Here is a 19,089-nt window from a genome sequence, read left to right as displayed (position 1 = left end):
AGCTAGCCTCTTGACTCATTCATCAATGCAAAGCTAACTCTATCACCTATCTCCACACTACTTTTTAGTGATAACCCAAGCACATCATCATAATGCTTTGTATGTAATCCAAAGCCTGGTCGAACCGATTTTATATCATGTTTGGTAATGATATGACCCGCGGGTAAATCTTTAGCAAAATAAAGCGAGCGCCTCGCAAGCATATTTTTTCTAGCCGAATCAGTAATATCATAATTAACAACACCAATTGCTTTTTCCGCATCCCTTACCGACTTTACTAATAACGAAAATTCATCTTTATCTAATGAGAAAAAAGCATCTACCGAGTCATCTGATTTATCAATAATAAAGTGCTTTTCGATTATTTTTGCGCCAAGCGACACACTCACTATAGGCGAAACAATGCCCTGTGTATGATCAGATAAACCCGCAATACAATTAAATCGCTTAGCAATATCATCAATAGTGGCCAAGTTGCATTCCTCTAATGGTGTCGGGTAGGCCGTGGTGCACTTTAAAATAGCAATGCTTGTGCAACCATTGTTGCGTAATGTCTCTACAGCGAGCTCTATATCCGCTAGTTCCGCTATGCCCGTTGATAGAATTACCGGTTTTCCTGTTGCCGCTACATATTTTAGAAGCGGTATATCTGTAATCTCTGGGGAAGCAATTTTATAAACAGGCGTATTTAACGATTCAAGTAAATCAACGGCCGTTTCATCAAATGGAGAGGAGAAGATATCGATATCGCAACGCTTTGCTTCTTCGTAAAGCGCTTGATGCCACTCCCAAGGAGTGTAGGCTTTTTGGTATAAGGAATACAACGACACATGTTGCTGCCAGGGGTTATCACTAGGTAAACAAAAATCAGACTTGGTACAATTTAATGTAATGGTATCTGCCGTGTAGGTTTGTAACTTAACTGCATCTGCACCGGCTAATTTCGCTTCTGCGATTAATCTTTTTGCTTTATTTATATCTCCGCCATGGTTAGCAGACATTTCAGCAATGATGTAACACGGACTATTTTCGCCTATCGTTTTATCATTAATTTTCATCATAAGCCCTAGCGCATTTACTGCTCTTCATTTTGTAATGAAATTACCAACCCTTCATTTCGAACAACTTTACTATTAATCTCTTTAATGTAGGGTTGAGCATCCATTAATTCTTTAATGCATTGATAGTTAATGTTAACAGTATCATCGGTAAAACGTGCTAACTCTTTAATAACCAGCCAATCTTCTAGCGTATCCAATGTGAACCTATAGAGACTATCGTCAGTTATATTTTCCATTTCATAAGTAAAAAACTGTTTACGTTTATTCTCGTAAAAATGCAAGGTAACATGCTCTCTCTCTGAAGCTCTAAGCACACTCGCGTCTAAGGCAGCTAATATAGAAGAACTAAACACTTCGCAATCAACGCCCTCAGCAAAACGCTCACTTAAAAAAGCATAATCAACTTGTTTATTAAAGTACGCCTGTAATAATAAATCGCATATACCAGCATCGACAAATGGCGAATCACCTGTAATTCTGATTATATGCTCTGATGGAAACGCTTGGCTTGCTTGTTGGAACCGCTCTAAAACATTTTCCTCAGAACCCCTAAAAACGTTGATATTATGATGTTTAGCTAATTCGACAAGCTCATCATTTTCTTTATTAAAAGAGGTGAGTAACACAATATTATCAATATATCTTGATTGCTTTAAACGCATAACAATATGCAGAATGACGGGAATTCCATTGATTTCTTTTAAAACCTTTCCCGGTAATCTTGACGACCCCATTCTTGCTTGAATAAAAGCAGATACTCGCGTCATTAATTTAACCTTTGAAAGCCACTATGGCACACAGGACCGTTAATTAAGCTTGCAATATCCGTCTTACTATCAAGTGCTTGTTGGAGAAAGAAAAAAACGTCTCTCATTGCATCAATGTACTTATCGCAAAGTTCATCGGTGTGAGCGGTAGACAGGTAAATGACATTACTCGCTAAAAAACCTTTCTTAAGCATTTCTTGAGTAAATAATGTTTTTAATGCTAATGCATTTTCCCCTGGAAATATAAATATAGGTACACTGTCTATACCTATAATTTTTAAATGAAACTCGGTTTGAGCAACAACACTTTCAATGCGAGACTTAAGCCTTGCACCAATCTCATTTATACGCTTTGGTACATTATCCCGTTGAAATATTTCTAATGTTTTTAACGCCGCCGTAAAACCAACCCGTTCAGTCCAATATGAACTGCTTATAAACGATTGTTGCGCCGCATCCATTACCTCAGAACGGCCGATAATAGCACCTATAGGGTGACCATTACCGAGTGCTTTACCTAATACACAGATATCAGGTTCTATCGATGTTAAAAGATGAGCCCCCCCGTATTGAGCCTAAAACCAGAGGATATTTCATCAAAAATAATAACAATATTATGTTCAACAGCAAGGGCTTTGACTGCTTTTAAAAATGCAATATCTGGCAATCCATGACGGAAAACTTCCATCATCACAACCCCTAGATTATCTCCATACTTGTCTATAATCGCTTTAAATTCTTCGATATCGCCCTCTTTGAAAGGGACAACCGTATTTTGCAATTGTTTAGGAACACCTGCGGGTTTTAAGCCTGGTAATAATTGCTCATCTAAATTTTCACCGTCGGTTAAATTCGTCGCTAAATACCAGTCATGCCAACCATGATATCCACAAAATGCGACCACATCTTTTTTGCTATAAGCACGTGCTATTCGAACCGCTAACGCACAAGATTCACCACCTGTACGAGTAAAACGTGCAGCACCAGCCCAAGGGTGAATTTCAATCAATTTTTCAGCTAGCTCAACCTCTTCATGACAGTTCAGGCTGCTCATCGATCCGTTTGAGATGGAACTTATCACCGCATCATTAATTTCATTATTAGCATAACCTAAAGAGCTGGTTCCAATTCCCATGATAGAAAAGTCATAGTAATGATTGTCATCTAAGTCCCAAACCTCACAACCCTTCGATTTTTTATAATAGGCAGGCCATTGATCAGGTAAAAACATTTCGGCACGCTTAGAAAGTAACTGATTCCCGCCAGGAATGATTTTTTTGCTTTTTGCCAAAGCTCAGCACCCGAATTGCTTTTTGATGACATCTTGTATCCTTAGAAATAATAATTTTAAATTATTTATTTGGCATTATAATGAGATTTTTCTTGCGCTCTAGTAACTTATCGGCAGCGTTAAAAAAAGACTTAGGGAGAATAGGTGTTTTTTATTGAAGTGACTTTCTCATAAACAAACCGTGCTCAGTTTGTTCGGTGATTTCAAAACCAATTTTTTTATATGCATTGATTGCAGGAATATTACTTTTATCTACTCCAAGTAAAATACACTCAACCCCATGGTTTGCGGCTAAAAAGTTAGCGCTGGCAGAAATAACTTCAGCCGCCACCCCTTTTCCACGCCACTGAGTTTCTCCCAATAAAATCCCCATGGTGGCAGACTTGCTTACTAAATCTATAGGTTCATACTTTATATTGCCTATGTGTTCTTCATCGGCAAAAATACCCAACAAAAGACATGTTGGGTCTGCATTTTTAGTAGTAATGTAGTCTTTTAACGCCTTTACTGAAGATGATGTATAACTAATAAACGCACTAGTATTACTCTCTTCAAACCAGCCAAGATATCGGTTTGAAGCGTCCTCCTCGGTTAAGCGTTTAAGCGTAAACCTTTTACTCTTAATCATCCTATTTACTAGCTCACCGAGGGTTTTGAATAATCGAAGCTGTAATCACTTAGCTCATCCCAACGATCTCTGTACTGCTGTGGCGCATCAGCAACAAAGTCCGTCCAAAGGTTTTTCGCTTTATTGTAATAAGGGATAATATTGGTTTCATCACCGAAATTATAAAGTAATGAAATCAATACTGAAGTAACGTAAAGTGACTCACCTTCAAGTAACAAATAAAGATGCGTATACCTAGGATGTTTTTTAAATGAAAACAAATACCTTAAGCTTTTCAGTAACTGTTTTAACGCCTCTGTTCTATTAAAGATTGGCTCATTAAGAATATCAACCATTGTATTACAGAGTTGCTCAAACTCATCAAAATCTAAATAATCTGTTAAAGCAACCGTTTTATCTAATTTTGAAAAAGGCTGATGTTTTATATGATCAATTACGGTATTTTTGGAAAAGCTAAACTCTTCTAGTAATATATCATCCGATCTCAAAGGCATACTGCCCTTGATTGCAGAACCATCGCTACAATTAAAGCAACTTATTCCTGCATCTAACTTAGACTCTAAAAAACGCTCCATTTGTACTTTACCAGTGTGCATAAAGTGGTCAGTAATGATACTCCCACCAAAGTTACCGGGTACAACTAACTCACCACCCATTTTTAATGGTGCATGAATGGTCTCACCTTCACCAGAATAATAATAACTTCCTTTTGAATGATGATGGTTCGGATCTTTATAACCATTATCCGCACCAAATAGGTAAATATTTTTAAACCCCATGCTGCCAAAAAAACTCAGCGCTGTATTACCAACTAAAGGATTACTGTAGCCTATCGTGCCAGTGATACTGTTATTTTTCAAAAATTCTGAGATATGGAATAGCGATGTCCCAGCCTCACTCCCTTTGAGGGCAACGCCACACCAGCTAAATAAATCTAAAACGTTAGGATACATGACATTTAAAACAAGCAAATTAATTTTCTTTCGCGTCGGCTCGGGAATAAATGCTTTTAAGAAATCTTCTGTTGCTTTTGTCCTTTCAAGAGCTACATGAAAGTCAGGTGTTATACCTTGCTTCAACAACGCTGTCGTTGCCGAGTTGCACGCAACAATGATCACCTTTTCTTTCAACTTTTTAATATTTTCAATATCGTTATCTAAGGAAGGGCCATTCGCAACGATAAATATTGGATAATGGCTGTATGTGTCTGCAATTTTTTCCGTAGGTTTTAACAGATTAATATTCTTTTGAGTATTATTTACCGTGTGAGCAATACTGAGTAGCGCATCATCAAAAAACCCCCACCCCATAAAGAACTGATGAAAATTCCCTTTAAATTCAGCAATTAATTTGTTTACCGCCTCAGAAGGGTAGTGCTGGAAAAACAAGGCACTGGCCACACTAAATGCGCCTATATCATTTGACCGACTGTAAAGAGCCTCATACATTTCTTGCTCAGGAACACCTATCGAAAAATACAAATAGCTACCTGATTCATCAACCTTTTTAAGAAAGTCAGCCCAATCAAAGGTAAATAAACTAGCAAAAAAATAATCTTCATTAGGCTCAAAAATACTAATGTAAGCGGCATTAAAGCTATTAAAAAAACTTTCTAAATAATAACCCAACCCAACACCAAAAATAATGGCACTCGGAACATACTCTGCAATACTCTTCGCTTCATCTAAGTCGCGCTGGGCCTCATTGTAAATAGACCCTATACCGGCCATTAAATCGATATGTATAAAGTTTGTTTCGTTTTTTATTAATTCCAGTTTGCTCTGATCTACTTTTCCCATGATAGGGTGCTTAAGCATATTTTCAATCTGCTCTTGAGACTGAGCATGAGGATCATCACTGTATATTGGCACCCCAGTGTCATAATCAACAAAATTTGCTGTGCCATTTGGATTTAAAAACAAATTAAATTTACTGTCCGTTTCATGGGAAATAAACTTATCCGCTATCTCAGGGAAGTATTTCCTAAACGCTCGAATATTATTATCAAATACACGATTCGCTTTCTCTACAAAAACGTCTTCGTTTTGCTTTTTTTGGGAAATAGAATGGAGAGTTTCTTCTATCTCATTTAAAGACTCTTGAGTTTTGTGCAGATCATTTTTAGACATGTGTATATTTCTTAAAGTGTTTATGATTTTTATGAGACTGTTTTTACTCACATCGACTTTATTAGCTGCACAATAATGCCTTTCGATAAGAAATTGCAAATAAACAGCATTGTATTAAACCTAATTACATCCGCTCTCAATGCTTAAGTGACTAATTACTAGAACTGACAAAACCAGGAAGACTCGCTAATTGTGCACTTAAATAGCTTTGCGTTGATTGCATTTGAGCAAGCAACACATCTAACCCCGCATATTGTTCTCGAAGCCTTGCTTCCAAAGATTCCATTCTGTACTGATGGTTTTCGACATCATCTTCTAATTCTGAGATTTGTCCATTCAAGCTGTCTTCACGTTGCTTCATGATGCCATCAGAATCTATGTAATTATCCAGTAACGCTTCAAACTTGGTGGCTATACCATTTTCACCTGCAAAAGCATTACCAATATCATCAAAGTTATTATCTAATACATCATTTAAACTACGTACTAACGATGATTTTTCTAAATACCCTTCTTTATCAACGCCTAACCCTAAATCAAAAATACTTTCAAAAGGACCTGCATCGGTTAAGCTAGTAGACAAAACATTAACAAGTTGCGAACTCAACGAACGAATAGTGGAATCACTGTTTAAAGGGTTGCCAACGCGTGATTGAAATCCTAACTGACCAATGACATTATTATAATTAGTAATAAGTTCATCAACTAGCGTCGTAGCGCTCTCTCGGTCAAAATCAACGGAAAGCTTGGCTGTTTCACCACCAACACTTGCTCGCTTAGCAGTAATTGTCATGTCTTGTACAGCATCTTTAAAGGTATTGGTGTCGTTTGTTATAGTAATGCCGTCAACTTTTATTACAGCATCCTTCGCGATGTTTTCTGGGGCTATTCCAATACCACCAGCGCCCCCCGTTAGCCACAGTCGACACACTATCGAGTTCATCATTATCATTCGTAATAACAAGATCGTTTCCAGTACCAGTAACGGTAGAGGTTAAAACAAGCTTTGACTCTGTACCTGTATTGATTATATTTGCCGTAACCCCAAAGTTACTGTCAGAATCATTTATCGCATCACGTAGATCTGAAAGTGTTGCTCCCGCATCCATCGTTAAATCAAACGTGTTGTCTGGTCCGGCTGAAAAAGTAAGTGTTCCTCCTGAGGCACTAACGACGTCCTCATTAGAGGCGAATAGTCCATCACCAGAAACCGCTCGACTACCCTGGGCAATCTCAACGACTTCAATCTTAAAATCACCTGGTGAGATATCTGAAGTAGGTGTAACAGAAATCAAATCTCCGTCATCACTTGTTGGTTGGGTTATATTGGCGACACGCTTATTAAAGTTATCAGGGTCTGCTAACTTTTCTATCGTGTCTTGTAACTTAGACAACGCAGATTTAACCTCACCAATAGCGGATAATTCAACCTGCAGCGCCTCATCCTTAGCTGCAAAGGCATTCATCTTAGGCACATTTTCAGCATCTACTGAAGCTGAAATAATACTTTCTAAATCAAGGCCTGAACCAATACCCGCAGATGTAATTAGAGGCATAATATAATCCTAAATAGCTGAAACGATTTAAACTGTTTTATCAAACAGTAAACCCTTGTTAGTTAATTTATCGGCAAATTCATCCAAAGCTTTAGCTATTTCCCTAAACTCTTTTGTTGGGATCTCTCGTATCACTTCATCATTACTTTTATCAAGTACTTTAATAATTGGAAGATCCTCCTGCTCATCAAACTCAAATTTTAAATTGGTCGATGTTAAAGGAATGTATTCATTGAGTTTTTCAAGGTTTTTTTCACCTCTAGAAATAAACTTTCTTTCTCTTTCTCGTCAAGCTCAGACACACTATTAATATCAATAGCTTCTCTAGATACTAATTCAGTACCTTTTTCAAGCTTTTCTTCCTTTACTAGCTCTTTAGTTAGAGTGCTAGCTGCAGTGCTTAAGCCACCTATTGTCTTATTCGTAGAATTTAAATCAATCATTTCGGCATCCTAGAAACGTATATAAGTACTATAAGCCACATTTAGACTATTTGCTCAGTCTAAATGTGCCCATCATAGTTCAAATCAATTAGCCTAATAACGATAGCGCTGCCTGTGGTCGCTGATTTGCTTGGCTTAAAATTGTTTGGCTAGCTTGCTGTAAGATTTGCATCTTAGTTAAGTTAGCTGTTTCTTGCGCGAAATCGGTATCTTGAATACGAGAACGTGCAGCAGATAAGTTTTCAGAAATATTAGACTGGTTACGAATAGTGGATTGGAAACGGTTTTGAACCGCACCTAACTCTGCTCGTTTTTTATCTACAACAGCAATAAGCGAATCCATACCAGCAAGGATGTATTGCGCATTCGTTTGAGTTGAAACACTGATATTTGTTGCGATGAATTTTGTAGCAAAATCGGATGTTGCACCGATTGCTGAACCAGCGATCTCGGAAACACCAGCGGCTAAAGTAGTTAAGCCTTTCCCCGTGACATTACTGGCAACGCCTGCAATGCCTGAAAGTGTAAACCCTTTATTTGCTGACATTGAACCAGTAGCAGAGCCACCGACATTTTGCATACTAAAACTAATAGTCTGTACTGCATCTGCCCCTACTTGGAACTGAGCATCATAAGTACCGTCTAATAAGTTTTGACCACCGAAAGTCGTATCTTCTGCAACACGGTTTACCTCTGAAGATAATGAGCGGATTTCTTCTTGAAGAGCTAAACGGTCTTCATCCGTATTCGAGCCATTGGACGCTTGCTGTGCCAAAGTACGAATTCGCTGAAACATTGATGTCACTTCATCAAGTGCACCCTCAGCAGTTTGTGCAAGTGAAATACCGTCATTAGCATTTCGGTTACCTTGATTCAAACCATTAACTTGCGACGTTAGACGGTTTGAAATCTGCAAACCTGCAGCATCATCTTTTGCACTATTGATACGCATACCAGACGATAAACGCTCAAACGATGTATCTAATGAATTGCTTGAGTTACTTAATTGTCTTTGTGCGTTCAAAGAACTCACATTACTATTTACATATAAAGCCATAGTAGCCTCCGCTTCAAAGTTCGATAGATTACAACGGGATACCCCTACCCTGTTATAATCCGCGATTTAGAGTCCTGGATTTTTAGTCCTCTAAGACTTTTATCGTCCATTAAAGAGAAAGCTTTAACTTTATTTAGCTTTAATTTTTAAATAACGTCTATTTTAGTTGCCCTGCAATAAACTAGGTACCGCCTGGGAACAAAAATCAGCCTGCCATAGAATATATTTTTGAGCCTTATTTTTGGCTAAGTTCGCCGATTCCTCCGGGAAATCATCATCTTTCACATGATTTTTAACCGAGGATGCTCTTTTAAATACAGACAAACCTACTCCTCCACAACCCCTTGCAAGTTACCTTTGCCCATTAATAATACTGACATTGATATCTAATATATAAAGCCATCCTACACTCTCTTCTGATTTGCTAACGTTAAGCCACTGCCTCATGCAAAAAATGGAGGAGATAAAGTGGATACATAAGTAATACCTTGCACCTAGGGGTAAGCAATCAGTCAATTTAAAAATTAGCCTAAAGCCAACTTTAATCTAGAAAACACATACAAAGAATAAAGATCACTCCTGAACGAGGACTTTGTCTAAAATCAACCAGAGTAAAGGAGGAGAAATATAATAAATGGCCGTCAAAAATAATGCCCTTTACGGGCATTATAATTTGATACATTTGAGAGTGATTAGATCTGAACAAACTAATAGCATAGTTTTCGATCTGATTTAATATGTTCTAGCAATGTTAGAACTATTTGAATGTAAAGCCTCCGCTAGCAAAATTTTGTAGCGCCTTCGTTAATACCCCATTAAGCAAAGGCACTTTTGCTTTTTCCGTCAGTACTTACTATAAAGTCTTTAAGTTATTAACCTAGTAAACTTAATGCGGCCTGTGGACGCTGATTAGCTTGACCTAAGATTGTTTGACTTGCTTGCTGTAGAATCTGCATCTTAGTCAAGTTTGCTGTTTCTTGCGCGAAATCAGTGTCTTTAATACGAGAACGTGCAGCAGATAAGTTTTCAGAAATATTCGATTGGTTACGAATAGTAGATTGAAAACGGTTTTGAACCGCACCTAACTCTGCTCGTTTTTTATCTACAACAGCAATAAGTGAATCCATACCAGCAAGAACATATTGTGCATTACCCTGTGAAGAAACACTGATGGCTGTCGCTATGAACTGTGTACTAAAGTCAAAGTTACCATCAACCGCTGATCCCGAAATAGCTGATACACCAGCGACTAAAGTACTTAAGCCTTTACCTGTTACATTACTGGCAACGCCTGCAATACCTGAAAGTGTAAACCCTTTATTTGCTGACATTGAGCCTGTAGCAGAGCCACCAACATTCTGCATACTAAACCCAATCGTTTGTACAGCATCTGCACCGACTTGGAAGTTAGCGTCATAGCTACCATCTAATAAATTTTGACCACCAAACGTTGTATCTTCTGCAACACGATTCACCTCTGCAGACAATGAGCGAATTTCTTCTTGAATAGCCAATCTGTCTTCGTCAGTGTTGGAACCATTTGATGCTTGCTGTGCTAATGTTCTAATACGCTGAAACATTGATGTTACTTCGTCTAACGCACCCTCTGCCGTTTGCGCAAGTGAAATACCATCGTTTGCGTTACGGTTACCCTGGTTTAAGCCATTAACTTGAGATGTTAAACGGTCAGATATTTGCAAACCTGCCGCATCATCCTTTGCGCTGTTAATACGCAATCCAGATGATAAACGCTGGAATGACGTATCTAATGAATTACCAGAATTGTTTAACTGTCTTTGTGCGTTTAACGAGCTAACATTTGTATTTACATATAAAGCCATTATCATTCTCCCAAAGTAAACTTACCATTTACTCTTAAACTTAATAGATTAAGCAGTGGTCGCTGTACTCAACACTTTGCTTCGTTATTTAAGTTATCGGTCCTCTTAAAAAATCCTTTAGCTTTGTTTTATGTTTTTTATAAATTTTATTAAACCATTGAAAAATAACAACTAATTTAAATTTATTTTACTAAAATTTGATTATGTAAAGCTAAAACACCCCTTTTAATAAATTTCACAGCAATACAATAGCAACCAAAAACCAAACGTTTTTAGACGATCTCTCTATTGAAGGGGATTATGATCACACGGAATTAAGTCACTAATAGAAAAAAACTAAATATGAGGCTTTTGGAAAATGACTATAAGAAAAATAATTGAAAACGCTGACTAAATTAAAGATAAACCGTCGTGTAAATACGAGTTATTGGGAAACTTGGCATAAGGCACCGCAAGTAATGATCGCGGTTTAAAGATAGCAACAAAACGATCGCAACTCTCTTTATAAATGAAACTACCTACTTAGCGTTTTTATACGCTTTAAGCTTTTTCTTAACATTGATTATGGCTCCTAACTCATTCCCTGTATTCTTTTTCCTTTCTGCAACGTTAGAAATTAAATCACCAAATCTATTCAATGAGGATTGAATAGATTTGAAGTCACATTCTTGCAGTTGACCATCATCCCTGAGAACACACTGAACGGCTTGATTAAAGTTTGATATTATTTCTTGTGATTTCTCAATATCAACTTCTTCAATCGTAATCTCTAACTCTTTTAGTAGGCCATTTATTATTTCGAGTTGATCAGTCAACATTTGCATCCATGCCATTTTCGGTCAGCGTTTTCTCTCTAACATCATGAGGAATTTCATCCCAAGCCGACTTGATGTCTTTTATTAGAGCAATAACTTCATCTACAACAGCCGTATCATTTTTTAAATTGGCCTCAATTAAACGATCGATCATATAAGAATATAGAGCATATAAATTTTCAGCCACTTCACCGCCGATTTCAAAATCCAAACATTCTCTTAAAGCAATCAAAATACTAGACGCCTTAGACAAGAAATCACTCTTAGCTTCCATATTTTTACTTTCAATCGTGACTTTAGCCATCACCATTTTTTCTATGGCTCCCTCCATTAACATCTGAATCACTTCATAACGGTCCGCTCCCGCTATTCTCATTTTCAATGCTTCTTTTTGGTAATTTTTAACTTTGGGATTATACATAACTCAACCTATTGACTACATCTGCCACTCGAGTAAACCATACGCAAATATGAAATTACGAACTCGACACTTAAAAACCAAGTAAACTTACAAGCCAAGCAACTTAAGTCGATTGAAATACTTGCATGCAACATAAAAAACGTCAGACCCTGAGTAGATTCTTCTACCTTTTTATCAGAAAGAAGCAATCAGAGCCAAAAAACACAACTCATAAATAAAACTAAACACGATTCACTGGGGCGCTAACGTCACAGTAACCTATTCATTTCAAACCGTTTCGTCTAACAATACACCCTTGTTTTTAAGCTTCTCAGTAAACTCATCCAAAGCATCCGCTATTTCTCGAAACTCCTTTGAAGGTATTTCTCTGATAGATACGAGAAGACGTTGGTCCATTTTTATTATAGAGAGCACGGCCCTACAGGCAAACAGATTAGAAAGCTTGTTACACTAAACGCGCCAATCATCGACTAACTTTAATCACAACGCTTAAGTCACTCACTTAATAGCCAGCCCTTATATTTGTGGTGACAAATTACTCTCTTAAGGTTATCGGCAACCAGAATCAAACTTTAACTAAAGTTGACATTATTTGCGTTCCCAAGGAGAAAAACATCTCCTCTACGGCAAAAAAATGCCGCCTCAATTAGATCTAATCCAAGAATAAAAAGAAATCGTACCTAGCTAATAATCATTACCTATCGCAATCCAAACAAAACTTCAGCAGAGAACGTAAATAACCACGCTCTTTTATAAGTAAAATCAGAACCCCAAAATAATCTAACCTGTTTACTCAGTAAAACCTTAATTCACACTTTTTGGCATACTTCATGCTTACTATTAAAGTACGTATGTATTTATATACAAAATAGGATACATACTGGATTTTTAATGCCTCCGCTTTAATCATCCTTTCTCGGCGCCTTTGTTAATACCCCATTAGGCAAAGGCGCCTCCTACCTCTCAAAAGATCATAAATACTCCACCATTCTCTTTCTAAAGCCTTAAAATAATTGAGTTATTTTAAGGAATAGCGTATTTCAACTGAATAAACAATAAGATAACTGTCTTTTTTGCTTAGAGAACAAGCTTCTTTAGGAAATATTTAAGGAAAGGAAGAAGGGAATCCGAGTGGAAATTCACGAAAATATGCGTTAGAGATAGTTATCTAAAAATCAAAATAAATGATTAATAAATTGAATGCCATGAAGCTGGGGATCCATTTCAGATACTATGGTCACATCGCTACGCTTTGAGCTAGAATCGTCTACTGATATATCAGTTGTTGGAATAAACGCATTCTGCGTAACACTAAATACTTGTCGAATTAATGATGGTTGCTTCAACTTATTTAACGTAATTACAAACCCAACACGCCCATTAGACAGGGAGACACATGACCCGACAGGATACACCCCCATACTCTGAACAAATGCTTCAACCAATTTTTTATCAAACGCCAAACCCGACTCTTTTATCAAGCACTCACAAGCTTTAACAGGCCCCATTGATACTTTATGCTGCTGCTCAGATGTCATCGCATCATAAGCATCAATAATAGCCGCTATTTTTCCGTAAATAGAAATTTCATCGTCTTGTTTTCCTGCGGGATAACCCGTGCCATCCACTCTTTCATGGTGATCACTAATCATCTGATAAATCAACTTCACCAACCCATCAGAGTTTTTTACCACACTAAGCGCAAAATCTATGTGTTTTTGAAATAAGTCAGATTCTTTTTCCGTCAATTTTTCCAACTTAGTTGATAGCGCTTCTGGCAATCGAAAACGTCCTATATCAAATAACAAGCCACCCAATGCAATGGCCGACACATATGAATCAGACAAACCAATTATACGAGCAAAATGAATACCTAAAACGGCGGAACTTAAAAGGTGTTGCAGCAAATAGAACTCGCTGTCTTTAACATGACGCAATGCAAGTAACGCAAAAGGGTTTCTATCGTATGATTTAACTAATTGTTGAATGTATTTTTGCAATGAAGGTACGTCAAAAGGCGCGCCCACCTTCATATTTTTTATCTGCTCAGTGAGTAAGACCTGGCCTTCATTAAGCAACTGATTTGCCTTCACAATTTCATCAACAAATTCCGAGTGTTTCAGTTTGAATTTACTTTCTGTTTCTTTTTTCGACAGGGTTTCAGCTTGACGATCAAAAGGAACGCTATCGATTACATCTGAATTTATAGCATGTGGAATGTCTTTTTGAGAAAGCGCGCCGTCTCCTCCCACGCCCTCTTTAAATGCCAAAATAAAATTACGAGTATTATCATTCAGAAGAGCACGGAAATATCGAAATAAACTTCGACCTTTAACAGAAATAATCCTTAACTCTTTTGTACTATACCCATCTCCCAATTTACGTAGCCCTTTAACGGACTTACCTAAAGAAATGGACAAGCAAATTTGCAACAATCTCTCTTCAGAGTCATACAAACGATCAGCAACTGAAGACAATGTTGTTTTTTCATAAAAGTGGGAATCATAGGGCATCACCCCCTCATCTAGAGCCACTTTAACGATATCCAATGCCATTTGACGCTTTGCAATTTGAATTATTCGGTGCCTCTTACCATGCTCTTTAATCAGTTGCTGTATCCTTTTACTGTTCTTAATTTCAGAACTGATTTGTAACGCATCTAACAGCAGATCCACATCGAAATAGTCGAAGGAAATATCAACACCAAAACACAAATCCGCTTTAAACGATGACATTTAAGTACCTACAACACATTAAACAGTGAAAGGTTGGTCACTCTTGAAAATAAAAGTTGCGATGCATCTATCGCTTGCTGAGCTAAAGCCAATTCAGCCGATGCCGCCGGTAAATCTAGCCCTGATATAGCGTTTTGTGCGGATTGATTAGTGATTTTTGCAATAGAGCTGTAACTTTCAACTTGCGATATAGTATTTAGCCTAGCACCTATCGCCGATTTGCCAATACCCATCGTTTCTAGCGTATTTTTAATACTTACGGAAGCATTTCTAAAAGCAAATTCTTTATCTTTTATGGTTAAAGATGAATCTCTGAGCGTACCAATAAAGTCGTTCATTTGATTCAAAATATTATCCCGAGAAGGTGGGTTTATATCTAAATCTACTGAGCTACCAGCAGCGCCATCTAATGACACCTCCATACCAAGAAACACCATTGGCTGACCTGAAACATATTCACCTGATGACAGCACTGTACCACTGGAATCCGCAACTGAAAACGTATCTGGCACACCTGCCACCGTCGTTAATGTGTAACGATTATTTGCTGGTGTAATCGCATCATAATTAGCATCAACAAATGTATCAAAAGCCCCTTGGTCTTCAACCCTCATTTGAACCAGTGTCGCCGCGCCTGCCGTCACTGCTCCCGTGAAGTCATTACGCACTCTAGCGGCTTCAAAAAGCTCTTTACCAGAATTAGAAACATCAATTGTTACCGTTTCAGACAGTTGAGATTGCATGATTCCCTCATCCCCTTTAAAGAGATAAGAGCCGTCCGTTTGCTTTTGAAACGGAGGATTATCAGAATCAAAACCAGCAAACACGTATTTGCCATCAGACCCTTTGGAATTCATCAAGTCAGCAGCAGAAAAGACCAAAGACTCCAATTCCTCAGCAATAGCATTCAAATCCACTTGATCATTAGCTGAATTTTCAGCCTGAATAGTCAAGGTACTCATCTTATCTAAAAAGCCTTTTAAGCTATCTAATGATGCATGCTGGTATTCCAGTCTATTTTTAGCTAATGTCGCGTTTTTCGAATATTGCTCTATTAATAAATTACTCGCTTCATACTGTAATAGCTGACCAACTCCAACAGGGTCGTCACTGGGTTTAACAATTTCAGACTGCTCTGTGATTTTACGATTTACTTCAAAATACCGTTCATTTGCTTTCGCTAAACCTTCAACGGACTGACGATAGATATAATTATTGGTAATTCTCATGATCTACCTCACTGCATTCAATAATGTTTGAAAAGTGTCTCTGGCCGCTGTAATGACTTGTGCCGAAGCGGAATAAGATTGCTGGAACCTAACCAATTTTACCGCTTCCTCATCCATACTGACTCCAGACACCTCGTCTCGTCTATTGAGGCTCTGTTGTAAAACCGTATCACTAGAATCTAAATTCAACTTCAGAGAATGAGTTTGACTCCCGACATTCGTCACCATAGCCGTATAACTCTGAGTATAAGATCTACCACCTTCAACCAAATTTTGATTTTGCAAGTCAGCTAATTTCAATCCATTAAAATTATCTCCTGTTCCAGATGAATTAAACGTCATTTCAAAAGAATCGCCTGGAGTTGGTATTGATGAGACTGACACGTCGTAGCCTGCAGCACTTAACCCAGCTTGCTCTAGTAAATTATTATAGTCAGTAACACCAGAAACCGTTGCTAAGATATTGCCTCCACCATCAATTACCTCATATTCATCCGCCAACGTAAATCGAATCGATTGTGGCGCCGTAGCATCCAAGCCACCACCAAAAGCAAAACCAGAGGAAGCAGAATCAACATCAGTAATATCTGAAAGACTAATCTGAGCGTTTGATATATTGGTTAAGTCACTTGAAACGATAATAGGGGCATTAAATGCAAACTGCTCACCTGTTCCAGCCGCAACAGATATCCCCGCTGCCGCCCCACTGGTAGGGGTAAATTGGTACAAGTCTCCATTGGCAAAGTTTACATTTGGATCCTGTTGCAATTTAACCTCAAGCCCTAACCCAGGTATAGAGACATAGCCATCAGCAGACGGAACGGCCGTGATTAAATCAACACCAATAAACACACCGTTGGCCTTACCATTCGAGTCATAACCCTTCACGTCGAATGTCGTCGCTGATGTCATAGTTAAACTGTAAGTGTCTGTGGTAATTTCGTTTGACTTACCAGCTTCTGGACGAATACTCACATTATGAGACAAACTTGAATTAGTTGAACTTTGATTAATTCTTATCGATTTTAAAGAAAATAAGTCTTTACCGTAATCTCCGTTATAATCTAAACCTAGCGCGTTTTGTGAATTCATACTATCGGCAATCACAATCGCTTGTTGACCTAAACGCCTATCCATTTCAGTCAACATATCGTTGCGAAAATCCATTAACGCACCTAACTCCCCCTAAAGAATCGTTATTCAAACCAATTTCATAGCGTCCAAAGTCTAATTTCAATTCATATTCAGAAGGGTTAAGCTCGTTAGGAGACAATATCAAATCCTTTGTATCATCCTGCAAGACCAATGGCTGTCCATTTTTTAATTGCAACTCCATTAGGCCATTGGAGTCATATGACAATTTCACATCAATCATCTCACTGATGCCTCTTGCCAACTCTTCTTGCTGATCTCTTAATTCATTTGCAACACGGCCACCGACAGTTTCTTGAACCAAAATTTTACCATTTAAATTGGCTATTTGACCGGCAATCTCATTAATTTCACTGATAACAGTTCCAAGCTGATTGTTCGCCAGTGTATTTTGGCTTTCAACAAAACCTGCTAATTCATTAAATTGATTCACCATGTTGGTTAAATCGGTTAAAGCAATGTCCCTTGTCGCTAAGTTAGTTGGTTCAGCATTAGCCGATTGAAGCGAGGAAAACATATTATCAAGATAAGTATTTATAGAAACCGACTGATCACCAACAATTTCATTCGCCGTTGAAGCTAACTGGTAATATTTGTCATAGTAATTATTTGCAGAGGTATCCGAACGAACCTGTTGATTTAGAAATTGGTCCACGACACGTTCAGTATCACGAATCTCAACACCACCATTAAGCGTCGCCGATAAGACCGTGGTTTGTCTATTAAAGCCAGCCGTATTAACGTTAGACGTATTCTGCCCTGTTGTCGTAATAAGAGCATTACTGGCCTGAATACCAGACAATCCAATTGAATATAAGCTTGCAGCCATAATGACCTACCTCGATTTCACTCTGTATTTTCTTTGCTATTAAGTTAACAAAGATATTAAGTATATCGGTAGGTCATGCAAAAACTTGACCACTTTATAAAGAATGTTAAGAGATATTAGAGAAGTGTTTTAAACCACTTACTAGATAGAATATTTCCTATTTTTTGACTGTAGTTAGGGTCAGTTGCATACCCCCTTTTTGCAAATAGGCGGCAAACATTGACGCATTATCCCCCACTTGCAAGGCATCTTTATACCGCTCACTGTTTTGTAAAAAGTCAGCGTAGTCATTAAAACTTTCAGAAAAAGAGTTATACGATCTAAATGGCGCCTTTTGCTTTTTGGCCACCCCATCTTCATACTCTAACGTTGTCACGACAGCCCGATCTCCTTGCCAACGCGAATCGGCTTTGATCCCAAACATATTAAAGCTAGCACTGCCATCCGCCTTAGCTATTGGGTACTTTCCCCAGCCAGTTTCTAACGCGGCCTGAGCCAAAATAGCCTTGGGATCTACACCAAGCTGCCTACCGGCTTGCTGAGCCAGAGGCCAAAGATCTTCTACAAAGGATTCAGGGGAGTCAAATATGACATTTTTGACAGGAACAACGTCCGATGAGTTTACATTAGAAGCACCCACCTCCGCTGCGGTATTTGAAGATAACTGACGAGTCAACTCAGACTGATCTAATAAACGCTTACTTGCCGCTTGAGCCATTAATTGTATTTTTGCTAAATCATGAGTAGCGATACTTTGCAGCAATGAAGAGTCATCACTACTTTCTGCCCTTGCTGCAGATAAAGACGCCGTACCACGACCTTCAAATTGGCGTATTAATGCATCCGCTAAACCAACACCACCAGAAGTCGCCATTGATTGCGCCATTTGTGAATCCAGCATCTCTTCATACTGACGGGTTTGGCTACTAGAAAATAAATCCGTCCCACCAATAACCTCATTGGAACTACGCATATTTTTTAATAGCATGCCAATAAAAATAGATTCGAATTCTTGAGCAACTCTTTTTAATGCGGCATCAGGATCTTTTTGCGCTTGCGTTTTCAAGGCGGCCAAGGATGCAAAGTCACCATAAAACTCATTGGAATTTACTTTATTCACAACCTCTCCTCTGAC

Annotated in this window: 20 protein-coding genes; all 20 read right to left on the bottom strand. The window is 38.1% G+C overall.

The genetic code is table 11. The annotated features are described in order from the left end of the window. Positions 1–2: 2 nt before the first annotated feature. The 20 genes from pseI to flgJ all read right to left on the bottom strand — a co-directional run bounded on the left by pseI (position 3) and on the right by flgJ (position 19,074). Positions 3–1,058 carry a pseudaminic acid synthase gene (gene pseI / locus O1D97_RS06015; protein WP_269123794.1) on the bottom strand — a complete coding sequence of 352 codons (1,056 nt, stop codon included), beginning with the start codon at positions 1,056–1,058 and terminating at the stop codon, positions 3–5. Between the two features lie 17 nt (positions 1,059–1,075). After that, positions 1,076–1,828, bottom strand: coding sequence for a glycosyltransferase family protein (locus tag O1D97_RS06010; protein ID WP_269123792.1), 753 nt, complete (start codon positions 1,826–1,828; stop codon positions 1,076–1,078). Beyond that, on the bottom strand, positions 1,828–2,358 hold the full coding sequence (locus O1D97_RS06005) for an aminotransferase class III-fold pyridoxal phosphate-dependent enzyme (RefSeq protein WP_269123865.1): 531 nt from the start codon (positions 2,356–2,358) through the stop codon (positions 1,828–1,830). Before O1D97_RS06005 ends, O1D97_RS06010 begins: the two co-directional genes overlap by 1 nt. A 17-nt stretch (positions 2,359–2,375) precedes the next feature. Further along, positions 2,376–3,119, bottom strand: a complete 744-nt coding sequence (locus O1D97_RS06000) for an aminotransferase class III-fold pyridoxal phosphate-dependent enzyme (protein ID WP_269123790.1) — start codon at positions 3,117–3,119, stop codon at positions 2,376–2,378. A gap of 151 nt (positions 3,120–3,270) precedes the next feature. After that, positions 3,271–3,747: a GNAT family N-acetyltransferase gene (locus tag O1D97_RS05995; RefSeq protein WP_269123788.1), complete on the bottom strand. Its 477-nt coding sequence runs from the start codon at positions 3,745–3,747 to the stop codon at positions 3,271–3,273. Positions 3,748–3,755: 8 nt separating this feature from the next. Further along, positions 3,756–5,876: a motility associated factor glycosyltransferase family protein gene (locus O1D97_RS05990; RefSeq protein WP_269123786.1), complete on the bottom strand. Its 2,121-nt coding sequence runs from the start codon at positions 5,874–5,876 to the stop codon at positions 3,756–3,758. 151 nt (positions 5,877–6,027) lie between these two features. Then, positions 6,028–6,822 carry a flagellar filament capping protein FliD gene (gene fliD / locus O1D97_RS05985; protein WP_269123784.1) on the bottom strand — a complete coding sequence of 265 codons (795 nt, stop codon included), beginning with the start codon at positions 6,820–6,822 and terminating at the stop codon, positions 6,028–6,030. Next, entirely contained in the window at positions 6,722–7,432 is a 711-nt protein-coding gene (gene fliD / locus O1D97_RS05980) for a flagellar filament capping protein FliD (RefSeq protein ID WP_269123782.1), read from the bottom strand. Before fliD (O1D97_RS05980) ends, fliD (O1D97_RS05985) begins: the two co-directional genes overlap by 101 nt. A 27-nt stretch (positions 7,433–7,459) precedes the next feature. Then, positions 7,460–7,657, bottom strand: a complete 198-nt coding sequence (locus O1D97_RS19845; protein WP_428981105.1) for a flagellar protein FlaG — start codon at positions 7,655–7,657, stop codon at positions 7,460–7,462. Next, positions 7,648–7,875 (bottom strand): hypothetical protein, encoded by a 228-nt coding sequence (locus O1D97_RS05975; protein ID WP_269123781.1) that lies wholly within the window; start codon positions 7,873–7,875, stop codon positions 7,648–7,650. Before O1D97_RS05975 ends, O1D97_RS19845 begins: the two co-directional genes overlap by 10 nt. An 88-nt stretch (positions 7,876–7,963) precedes the next feature. Then, complete coding sequence (locus O1D97_RS05970; RefSeq protein ID WP_269123779.1) at positions 7,964–8,932, bottom strand: flagellin N-terminal helical domain-containing protein; 969 nt, start codon at positions 8,930–8,932, stop codon at positions 7,964–7,966. A gap of 162 nt (positions 8,933–9,094) precedes the next feature. Next, positions 9,095–9,256: a hypothetical protein gene (locus tag O1D97_RS05965; RefSeq protein ID WP_269123778.1), complete on the bottom strand. Its 162-nt coding sequence runs from the start codon at positions 9,254–9,256 to the stop codon at positions 9,095–9,097. Positions 9,257–9,804: 548 nt separating this feature from the next. Continuing rightward, positions 9,805–10,773 (bottom strand): flagellin N-terminal helical domain-containing protein, encoded by a 969-nt coding sequence (locus tag O1D97_RS05960; protein ID WP_269123776.1) that lies wholly within the window; start codon positions 10,771–10,773, stop codon positions 9,805–9,807. Between the two features lie 518 nt (positions 10,774–11,291). After that, positions 11,292–11,591 (bottom strand): hypothetical protein, encoded by a 300-nt coding sequence (locus O1D97_RS05955; protein WP_269123774.1) that lies wholly within the window; start codon positions 11,589–11,591, stop codon positions 11,292–11,294. Next, a complete protein-coding gene (fliS, locus tag O1D97_RS05950; protein ID WP_269123772.1) occupies positions 11,581–12,009 on the bottom strand; it encodes a flagellar export chaperone FliS in 429 nt (142 codons plus the stop codon). The genes O1D97_RS05955 and fliS overlap by 11 nt, the downstream gene beginning before the upstream one ends. Before the next feature lie 1,175 nt (positions 12,010–13,184). Beyond that, on the bottom strand, positions 13,185–14,744 hold the full coding sequence (locus tag O1D97_RS05945; protein ID WP_269123770.1) for an HD-GYP domain-containing protein: 1,560 nt from the start codon (positions 14,742–14,744) through the stop codon (positions 13,185–13,187). A gap of 8 nt (positions 14,745–14,752) precedes the next feature. Continuing rightward, on the bottom strand, positions 14,753–15,973 hold the full coding sequence (gene flgL, locus O1D97_RS05940; protein ID WP_269123767.1) for a flagellar hook-associated protein FlgL: 1,221 nt from the start codon (positions 15,971–15,973) through the stop codon (positions 14,753–14,755). Positions 15,974–15,976: 3 nt separating this feature from the next. Then, positions 15,977–17,140: a flagellar basal body rod C-terminal domain-containing protein gene (locus tag O1D97_RS05935; protein ID WP_269123765.1), complete on the bottom strand. Its 1,164-nt coding sequence runs from the start codon at positions 17,138–17,140 to the stop codon at positions 15,977–15,979. Then, positions 17,112–17,954 (bottom strand): flagellar hook-associated protein FlgK, encoded by an 843-nt coding sequence (flgK, locus tag O1D97_RS05930; protein ID WP_269123763.1) that lies wholly within the window; start codon positions 17,952–17,954, stop codon positions 17,112–17,114. Before flgK ends, O1D97_RS05935 begins: the two co-directional genes overlap by 29 nt. Positions 17,955–18,111: 157 nt before the next feature. After that, the gene (gene flgJ / locus O1D97_RS05925; protein ID WP_269123761.1) at positions 18,112–19,074 is read right to left on the bottom strand and encodes a flagellar assembly peptidoglycan hydrolase FlgJ; all 963 of its coding nucleotides are present in this window, start codon (positions 19,072–19,074) and stop codon (positions 18,112–18,114) included. Positions 19,075–19,089: the final 15 nt, after the last annotated feature.

The organism is Marinomonas phaeophyticola, from assembly GCF_026966905.1.
GTDB lineage: Bacteria > Pseudomonadota > Gammaproteobacteria > Pseudomonadales > Marinomonadaceae > Marinomonas > Marinomonas phaeophyticola.
This window is presented reverse-complemented; position numbering and strand designations above follow the sequence as displayed.